This window comes from Streptomyces virginiae, from assembly GCF_000720455.1.
Lineage (GTDB): Bacteria > Actinomycetota > Actinomycetes > Streptomycetales > Streptomycetaceae > Streptomyces > Streptomyces virginiae.
This window is the reverse complement of record NZ_JOAK01000003.1, coordinates 612,212-620,372: the sequence shown is the minus strand read 5'-3', so window position 1 is coordinate 620,372 and position 8,161 is coordinate 612,212. Positions and strand designations below refer to the sequence as shown.

Here is an 8,161-nt window from a genome sequence, read left to right as displayed (position 1 = left end):
CCCGGGCTCGCGTACGAAACGTGACCACACCCGCGTCCCGTGAGATCGACTCCACCACCACACCCGACAGATACGGAAACAACCGCACCAAACCCCCAGAACCGCACACCGAGAGGCTGCCCAGCTCAGCCGCACAGCATCACAAGATCAGCGACAGAGCCGATGAACGTGCTCAGCTTGGCGGCCGTCCAAGGGCCGTCTTGTGAGGACGGAGAAAGCCTCGGGGCAGAAACTCCTGGCTTGTGAGCCGGAGAGACCTGATGATCGACGCATGAAACGAGGCGCCTTCGACGACATCCCCTTGACCACGCTGTTTCCCGGCCTGTCGCCTGCTGGCGTGGAATCCCTGAAGGACGGGGCCCGTGCTGTTGATGCGGCTCGGGTCAACGAAGCTGGGGCGGAATGGGAATGGGCTCTGGAACACGCGGTCTGCCCTGAACCTCAGCCAGGGACGCCGATCATCCTCGGCCTGGACGTCATTGAGCATGCCGACGGGAGCGACCAGATGGAGTTCCTGCTCCAGGTCGTGTGGACAGACCTGGGCCAGCTCGCGGTCGACGCGGCGGTGAACGTTGCCTGCTGGTGCGACACAGATCACGCCACCCACGACGTCGATGTTTTCAGCCATGACATCGCTGATCTGGCCTTGCTTCCCGAGGCCTTCCGTGCAGGCGCTGAACGCCTGATCGGATGGCTGGCGGACCCACGCAACGCAGACTACTGGCGTGCCAAGGCGGGGCTGCCCGCCCGCCGGTCTGGCTAGGAAGCCGGCGGGATGTCGATGGGGAGACGTCTACTTCGGCTGATCAGGCCACGTTGGCATCGCGCTCGATGGCGGCGAGTCGGTTCTTGAGTCGGTAGCTGGGGCCGTTGATGGAGACGACGTCGCAGTGGTGCAGGAGGCGGTCGAGGATGGCGGTGGCGAGGACCTCGTCACCGAACACCTGTCCCCATTCACTGAAGGTCTTGTTCGAGGTCAGGATGATCGAGCCCTTTTCGTAGCGCTTGGAGATCACCTGGAAGACCAGGTTGGCCTCGGCCCGCTCCAGCGGCTGGTAGCCGACTTCATCAACGACGAGGACTCCGGGGCGGAGATAGGTGCGCTGCTTGCTGTTCAGCCGCCCGGATGCCTCGGCGGTCCTGAGCTGTCGGACCATGTCGTCGAGGGTGGTGAAGTAGACGGAGAAGCCGGCCCGGCAGGCAGCGACCGAGAGAGCGACTGCGATGTGCGTCTTGCCGACTCCGGGTGGTCCCAGCAGAGCCGCGTTCCCCTTGGCCTCGGCGAAGGCGAGGGTGGCAAGGTCTTTGATCTTGCGGGGGTCGAGCTCGGGCTGGAAGGTGAAGTCGTATTCGTCGAGCGTCTTGTGGTGCGGCAGTTTGGAGAGCCGCAGGCCCTGGCGGAAGCGGCGGTCGTCACGCACGGCGAGTTCTTCGGCCAGGACGAGGTCGAGGAAGCCCATCTTGGCTTCGTCCGCCCGACCGGCGTACTGCTTCAGGCTCTCGGCCAGGTGGGGCAGACCGAGCTTGGCGGCCGTGGGTGCGGATGCGGGTACTGACCAACTCACTCAACTGGGCTCCTCCGGTGTGGGGTGGGCGGTGAAGGGACGGGTTCCGGTCAGCTCGTCATAGACCGACAGGGGTCGGCGGCCGACCTCGACTCGGACGGCTGCGGCCCGGGTCAGCAGAGCCATCAGCGAGCGGGCCTCCTCGCCGAGAGCACCCTGCTGGCGGCGCTGAGGAGGGCTCCGCACTCCTCGAGCCGGGCGACCATCGCCGCCCGGGCCGCCGCAGCCCCGGCGGTGTCGTCGGCAGACTGCGCCAGAGAGAGGGGCGCGGAGGTGGCAGAGGGATCGCTCAGCACGGGGCTCTCCAGGGGATCGGGCGGAGGAGCAGTGCAGCCGCCGTCGAGGTCGGGGTCTTGTTCAAGGCGTTTCGCCTCCGAGCGCTTGGTCGTTCCGCGCGTCGTCCGTGCGCGCTGGAGTGGGTAGGACGGGAGGGGACGTCCGGGCTGCGGGTGGCAACGGCAGAGGGACGGCGGGCTGGTCCGGCATTTGCCGTCGGGCGCGGATCGGGGAGCGGGCGAGGACGATGAGCGGGATCAGCAGCAGGAGGCTCCCGGCGGTCAGGGCGGGCCGGACACCGATCCACGTGCCCAAGGCGCCGGCGAGGAGCGCGGCCACGGGCCGGGCACCGGACGTCAGCCAGGTGCTCACCGCCTGCATTCGCGCCTGCATACCGGCCGTGGTGACGATCTGGCGGATGGATCGCTGGGTGGTGCCCGCGGCACCGGCGCAAGCGAGCTGCAGGAACAGCGCCGCACCGATCTTGATCTGCCACGCACGGCCGGGAGAGGCGAGCAGCAGCGGGAGCTGGGTGGCCGGGGTGATCGCGAGCGCGGTGAGCATCATCGGCCCCGGTCCGTACCGGCGGGCCAACGCTGGTGCGGTGAGCGCTCCGGCGGCCGCACCCAGCGCGCCCAGGCCCAGCACCACACCGAACGCGGTCGCGCTCATCGTCAGTGCCCTCAGCAGGTTTGTTCTCGCAGAGACCGTGTCCCTCGCAGGTCGTGTCGCTTTGGGCTAGAGCCGAGCCTGTGGTGCGTGTCGCACTATGACGGAGCACGATGTCCGATTCCCCGCTGTGGGTGTGGCGAACATCATGTCTCACCGAACTCGGCGGCCGAGGAGAACTCTACGGGCGGGAGGCGCCCGGGCGGTTCGTTTCGGGGCTGCCCGCTGATGCGTTGTCTGGTGTCAGGAGATGCGGCAGGTTTCGCAGGTGCTCTGCATCCCGGCTCGCGGCCCGTGGCCGTGGAGGCGGAAGCGGCCGGGCTTGACGCAGGTGTCGCAGGCGCGTTCGGAAGCACGCTCGCCCGTTCGGCGAACTTACCTTCGCGATCACCCTCTCGAAAGCGGCCGGCGTCTCCAGTACCAGGGCACTCCGCCATCACCCGGCTGCCCGCCCGGGGCTAACGGCTCACGAGAGACGTCGCGCACCTGACCCCAGCCGGACGGTGACGTCCTCGGAAGTCAGGGGGGTGCTCCGCGGAGCACTGGACGGTGACGTGGACCGGGGCGCCACAGTCAGCGTGAGTTACGTCCAGGACGGGGCCCGGGCTCTCGGGGCCGACGGCGTACGTCTCGCCCCACTGGCTGAGCGCCACCAGGACGGGCCACAGAACGCTCTTCCTCTACGCCAAGACCAAGGGCGAGCTCCTCCTGCTCGTCCAGAACTCCCTCGACGCCGAAGCCCTCAAGCGAGGCCGGGTGGACGCCGAGAACATCCCGGACACGCTGGACGCCGTGATGGCGATCGTCCGGCCGGTCGTCGAATGCAACCGGACCCAGGTCGACAACGGGCGCGTCTACCTGCGCGAGATGGTCTTCGGCGACCCCGCCGAGCCCCACCACGGCGAAGCCCTCGCCATCACCGGGCAGACCGAGAATGCCGTCGCCGCCGTGCTGTGCCGGGACGCACAGGTCAGCGAGGCGGACGCGGCAATGGCGGCGCGCGTCGTGTCCGCCGTCACGTTCCTCGCGATGGCAGCGAGTGTGAACGTCGCCGCGAGCGTCGACGAGAGCGTGCGCGACATCCGGGAGCAGATCGCAGTCCTGCTGACGCGTTGACGTCGGCTGCGCAACTTCCACTTCACGAGCATGCGGCCCGCGGACTGACCGCTGCCCGGCGCACGGTGAGGCCGGTGCGCCAGGCGTCGGCGGCCTTCTCCCACCGCCTCCGCCCGGCCACGGACGCCTCGTCGCCCAGTGCCGTCGATGTGCACCCGCACCGCGCCCTTGATCAGCCTGCTTCGGTCAAGGCTGCGCGCGCGGCGGCGAGGATCTCCTCGGAGAGCGGGGAGCCGTTGGTGGCCCGGGACAGGACCAGCGCTCCGAACAGGGTGCAGAGGCGGACGATGCCGTCCTGGTCGTCGGTGGCGAGGAAGTCGGCGAAGTCGGCCACCCCCTCGGTGTAGACGCGACGGGCCTCACGTCCCCCGCCTTCGCGCGCGATGTCGGAGGCGAGCGCGGCGACCGGACAGCCGTCCGCCGGGCCGTCACGGTGCTCGACGGAGAGGTAGGTGTCGATCAGCACCTGCTGGGCGGCGTCGCGCCGCCCTTCATACCGCTCAAGTCCCTCGGTGTAGCGCCGGGCGAGCTCGGCGAAGGCGTGGGCGGTGGCCTCGTCGACGAGCGCCTCCTTGGAGGCGAACTGCTTGTAGAAGGCGCCGTGGGTCAGACCGGCCGCCTTCATCAGGTCGGCGACGCTGACCTGCGTGCCCTGCTCCCGGAACAACCGGGAGGCGGTGTCCACCACCCGCCTGCGATTTTCCTGCGCCTGCGCCTGCGATACGCGGCCCATGGCCACCTCCCGTTTGGATGTCGACTGGCATCTATCGTAACTCCATGTTTAGATTGATTGCGTAATCTAATTCGTGTGGGTTGCCGTCGGCACCCGTCAGGACCAGGAGCAGGCATGGAACTCAAGAACGCGGTCGCGGTCGTCACCGGCGCAAACCGGGGGCTCGGGCGGCACCTGGCAGCCCAGCTCGTCGAGCGTGGCGCGAAGGTGTACGGCGCGGCCCGACGCCCCGAGGCGGTTGACGTGCCCGGCGTCATCCCGCTGCGGCTGGACGTCACGGACGAGGCGTCGATACAGGAGGCCGCCCGCGTGGCGTCCGACGCGACACTGCTGATCAACAACGCGGGCATCTCCACCGGCGTGACGCTGATCGGAGGCGACGTGGCTGAGGTGCGCCGGGAGATGGAGACCAACTTCTTCGGCCCGCTCGCCGCGACCCGCGCATTCGCCCCCGTCATCGAGGGCAACGGCGGCGGCGCCGTACTCAACGTCCTGTCCGCCCTGTCCTGGTTCCACCCGGCCGGCCTCGGCTCCTACGCGGCCTCCAAGGCCGCCGCCTGGGCGCTGAGCGACGCGACCCGTGAGGAGCTGGCACCGCGCGGGATCACCGTCTCGGCGCTGCACGTCGGTTACATGGACACCGACATGGCCGCCGGCGTGCCTGCCGATCAGAAGGTCGCCGCCCCCGACGTCGCGGCCCAGGCCCTGTCCGGCATCGAGACCGGCCTGCCCGAGATCCTCGCCGACGAGACCAGCCGGTACGTCAAGCAGACGCTGTCCGCGGCACCCCAGCCGAACGCGGGCTGACGCTCACCCCTCCACCCCGGCGCGGCCGCCTTCCCACCCCTCAGGCAAGGACATCTCATGCGTTACACGACCTTCGGACACCGGACCGGACTGCGCGTCTCTGAGTACACGCTCGGCACCGCGAACTTCGGCACCGGCTGGGGCGCAGGCACCGAGCCGGACGAGGCACGCCGGATCTTCGACCGGTTCGCCGAAGCAGGCGGCACCTTCCTCGACAGCGCGGACGGCTACCAGTTCGGCGAGTCGGAGGAACTGACCGGAAAGCTGATCTCCGCCGACCGCGACCACTTCGTCCTGGCCGCGAAGTTCACCCTCGGCGCCGCCCCGCAGCCGGACATCTCCAGGACCGGCAACAGCCGCAAGAACATGGTCGCCTCGGTGGAGGCCAGCCTGAAGCGCCTGGGCACCGACTACATCGACCTGCTGTGGGTGCACTTTCCCGACGAGCTCACTCCGATGGAGGAGCTCCTGCGCGGACTCGACGACCTGGTGAGCGCCGGCAAGATCCACCACGCCGCGCTGTCCAACTTCCCCGCCTGGCGCGTCTCGCGCGCGGTAACCCTCGCGGACCAGAAGGACTGGGCTCCGATCGTAGGCATCCAGCACGAGTACAGCCTCGTCGAACGCACCGCCGACCGCGAACGACGAGCAATACACCCGCCTGACCGAGGTCAGCGCGGTGCCGCTCGGCGTGCCCCACGAGGGGATCACCGCCTCCCTGGACCGCCTCCAGGGAGGCACCGCCGACCGCGTCATCGCCCCAGCCGTGCCGGTCGCCTGATGAGTGAACGCGGCTGAGGACGCAACGCGCCCGCGCCGCAGCCAGAAAGACAACACAAACTATTTCAAAAAGTACGGCGGCCATTCGGGATGCGCCCGCCGCCGAGATACCCCCCCCAGAAACGCTTTGCTTAGGAGTGCTCCGTGAAGGCCTTCGTCCTCGAGAGGTACGGCTCCCCCTTGCGGGAGGTCGAGATGCCCGTACCGGTCCCCGCCCCCCATGAGGTGCTCGTGCGCATGGTCGCGTCGGGCGTCAACCATGCCGACGAGCGGCTCCGCTCCGGCGAGTTCAAGGCAATCTTCCCGTTCCGGCTACCCAAAGTCATGGGCGGTGAGCTCTCCGGCGAGGTCGTTGAGGCCGGCTCCGCGGTACGAGACGTCGCCGTGGGCGACCATGTGTACGGCTATGTCGACTTGGCGGCCACGGGCACCTTCTCCGAGTTCGTCGCGGTCGACGCCGCCACGATGGCACCCGTACCCCGGTCTGTGAGCCTGGTCGAGGCCGCGGGGCTTCCAGTCGTCGCGCTCACGGCCTGGCAGGCCCTCGTCGAGATGGGCAAGGTGAAGAAGGGCCAGACCGTCCTCATCCACGGCGGGACCGGTGGCGTGGGATCGGTCGCGATCCAGCTCGCCAAGCACCTGGGCTGCACCGTCGCCACCACCGTCTCGACGGCGAACATCGCAGCCGCCCGAGAGCTTGGTGCCGACATCGTCATCGACTACCGCCACGACGACCTCGCGCAGAGCCTCGCCGGCACGCCCGTCGACCTCGTCCTCGACACCCAGGGCGGAGCCACGCTGCAGGCTTCCCTCGGTGTGCTGCGCCCCGGCGGCACCGTCATCGGCATCACGGGCCCGCCCGACCCGGCCTTCGCGCGGCGCGTCGGCGTCAACCCCGTCGTCCGGCTCGCCATCCGGGCCCTGAGTGCCCGTACTCGCCGCCGGGCACGCGCGCTCGGGGTCACCTACCGCTTCCTGTTCATCACACCCGATAGCGCCGCGCTGCGCCAGGTCGCCGGGCTGGTCGACGACGGGGTGCTGCGCCCGATCATCGACCGGGCGCTCCCATTCGACCAGACCCCGCGAGCTCTCGACGAGGCGCTCGCCGGCGGCACACGCGGCAAGGTCCTGGTCACCACCGACCCGAAGGCGGTGACCAACCGTGGCTGAGTCCAACGTCCGTCCCCGCCCGACCACGTGGGCCACGGCGCCCAACCGCCGCATCGTCGTAGGTTCGAACACGCTCGTATACCGCGACCTCGGCCCCGAGAACGGCGTCCCGCTGGTCCTGCTCACTCACCTGGGCGCCACGCTCGACGAGTGGGATCCCCGATTTGTCGACGCGCTCGCCCGCGACCGCCGCATCGTCGCGCTCGACCTCCCCGGGGTCGGCGGATCCACCGGCCGTGTCCCAGGCACCGTCGCCGCGATGGCGCGTGCGGCGGAGGGGTTCGTAGCCGCCCTCGGCCTGACCCAGATGGACCTGCTCGGATTCTCGCTCGGCGGCTTCGTCGCCCAGCAGGTGGCCCTCGATGCGCCGGGGCTCGTGCGCCGCCTCGTCCTGGCCGGAACCGGCCCCGCCGGGGGCACTGGCATCGACCGTCCGACAGGTGGAGCCTACGTCTACTGGGACATGGCTCGTGCCGCGATGGCCCGCACCGATGCCAAGGAGTTCCTGTTCTTTCCCCGCACTCCAGCGGGCAAGGCGGCAGCCAAGGCTTACCTCGCGCGCTTGCGCGAGCGCGTGATGGACCGTGACACCCCCATTACACTGTCGTCCTTTCACCGCCAGATCACCACCATCCGGGGCTGGGGCCGGGCTGAGCCGCAGGACCTCTCCCGCATCGGCGCCCCGACGCTCATCGCCAACGGCGACCACGACCGCATGGTCCCCACCGAGCTGTCCCACGACATGCACGCCCGCATTCCCGGCAGCACGCTGATCATCTACCCAGGGGCCGGGCACGGCGGCGTCTTCCAACACGTCGACGAGTTCGTCGACGCCGTGCGAGCCCACCTCCACACCGACAGTTGACATCGGCTCCTCCGCCCGCACCCTCGGCCTGGCCGACCTCGCCCTCCGCCGGGCCGGGGTGGGCCTGTACGACGGCGGCCACCCGACAGCAGCAAACGGCTCGGCCAGATCAACGACCTCCTGCGGCGTTGGAGCCAGCAGAGGCGGCTGGTGACGACCTGGACGCGGTAGGCGACAGCG

General features: G+C 69.5%; 9 protein-coding genes and 1 pseudogene. 6 read left to right on the top strand and 4 right to left on the bottom strand.

Annotated elements, in window-relative coordinates; translation table 11 throughout:
• The first annotated feature begins 271 nt into the window (after positions 1-271).
• On the top strand, positions 272-763 hold the full coding sequence (locus tag IG86_RS0108235) for a hypothetical protein (RefSeq protein ID WP_051785032.1): 492 nt from the start codon (positions 272-274) through the stop codon (positions 761-763).
• 43 nt (positions 764-806) lie between these two features.
• On the opposite strand, the pseudogene istB reads toward IG86_RS0108235, so the two are convergent.
• From istB to IG86_RS0108215, 3 genes and pseudogenes are all read right to left on the bottom strand, one after another.
• A pseudogene (gene istB, locus IG86_RS38505) lies at positions 807-1,569 on the bottom strand (IS21-like element helper ATPase IstB).
• Entirely contained in the window at positions 1,566-1,691 is a 126-nt protein-coding gene (locus IG86_RS40990) for a hypothetical protein (RefSeq protein ID WP_385872448.1), read from the bottom strand. The pseudogene istB and the gene IG86_RS40990 overlap by 4 nt, the downstream one beginning before the upstream one ends.
• Positions 1,692-1,922: 231 nt before the next feature.
• Entirely contained in the window at positions 1,923-2,513 is a 591-nt protein-coding gene (locus tag IG86_RS0108215) for an MFS transporter (protein WP_051785031.1), read from the bottom strand.
• Positions 2,514-3,266: 753 nt separating this feature from the next.
• On the opposite strand from IG86_RS0108215, the gene IG86_RS38500 reads away from it, so the two are divergent.
• The gene (locus IG86_RS38500) at positions 3,267-3,626 is read left to right on the top strand and encodes a hypothetical protein (protein WP_051785030.1); all 360 of its coding nucleotides are present in this window, start codon (positions 3,267-3,269) and stop codon (positions 3,624-3,626) included.
• 172 nt (positions 3,627-3,798) lie between these two features.
• Here the strand turns inward: IG86_RS38500 and IG86_RS0108205 are convergent, their stop codons facing one another.
• Positions 3,799-4,359 (bottom strand): TetR/AcrR family transcriptional regulator, encoded by a 561-nt coding sequence (locus IG86_RS0108205; RefSeq protein ID WP_030817653.1) that lies wholly within the window; start codon positions 4,357-4,359, stop codon positions 3,799-3,801.
• Positions 4,360-4,473: 114 nt separating this feature from the next.
• On the opposite strand from IG86_RS0108205, the gene IG86_RS0108200 reads away from it, so the two are divergent.
• From IG86_RS0108200 to IG86_RS0108185, 4 genes are all read left to right on the top strand, one after another.
• Positions 4,474-5,166, top strand: a complete 693-nt coding sequence (locus IG86_RS0108200; RefSeq protein ID WP_030817655.1) for an SDR family oxidoreductase — start codon at positions 4,474-4,476, stop codon at positions 5,164-5,166.
• 57 nt (positions 5,167-5,223) lie between these two features.
• Positions 5,224-5,964 (top strand): aldo/keto reductase, encoded by a 741-nt coding sequence (locus tag IG86_RS0108195; protein ID WP_107056209.1) that lies wholly within the window; start codon positions 5,224-5,226, stop codon positions 5,962-5,964.
• A 126-nt stretch (positions 5,965-6,090) separates the two neighbouring features.
• Positions 6,091-7,116 (top strand): NADP-dependent oxidoreductase, encoded by a 1,026-nt coding sequence (locus IG86_RS0108190; protein WP_030817659.1) that lies wholly within the window; start codon positions 6,091-6,093, stop codon positions 7,114-7,116.
• Positions 7,109-7,981, top strand: a complete 873-nt coding sequence (locus tag IG86_RS0108185; protein WP_030895920.1) for an alpha/beta fold hydrolase — start codon at positions 7,109-7,111, stop codon at positions 7,979-7,981. The genes IG86_RS0108190 and IG86_RS0108185 overlap by 8 nt, the downstream gene beginning before the upstream one ends.
• Positions 7,982-8,161 lie beyond the last annotated feature (180 nt).

What these genes read in the sequence shown, in the direction of transcription:
- IG86_RS0108195 (WP_107056209.1), top strand. Translation starts at nt 5,224, where the DNA reads ATGCGTTACACGACCTTCGGACACCGGACCGGACTGCGCGTCTCTGAG.
- IG86_RS40990 (WP_385872448.1), bottom strand. Translation starts at nt 1,691, where the DNA reads ATGGCTCTGCTGACCCGGGCCGCAGCCGTCCGAGTCGAGGTCGGCCGC.
- IG86_RS0108200 (WP_030817655.1), top strand. Translation starts at nt 4,474, where the DNA reads ATGGAACTCAAGAACGCGGTCGCGGTCGTCACCGGCGCAAACCGGGGG.
- IG86_RS0108205 (WP_030817653.1), bottom strand. Translation starts at nt 4,359, where the DNA reads ATGGGCCGCGTATCGCAGGCGCAGGCGCAGGAAAATCGCAGGCGGGTG.
- IG86_RS0108215 (WP_051785031.1), bottom strand. Translation starts at nt 2,513, where the DNA reads ATGAGCGCGACCGCGTTCGGTGTGGTGCTGGGCCTGGGCGCGCTGGGT.
- IG86_RS0108235 (WP_051785032.1), top strand. Translation starts at nt 272, where the DNA reads ATGAAACGAGGCGCCTTCGACGACATCCCCTTGACCACGCTGTTTCCC.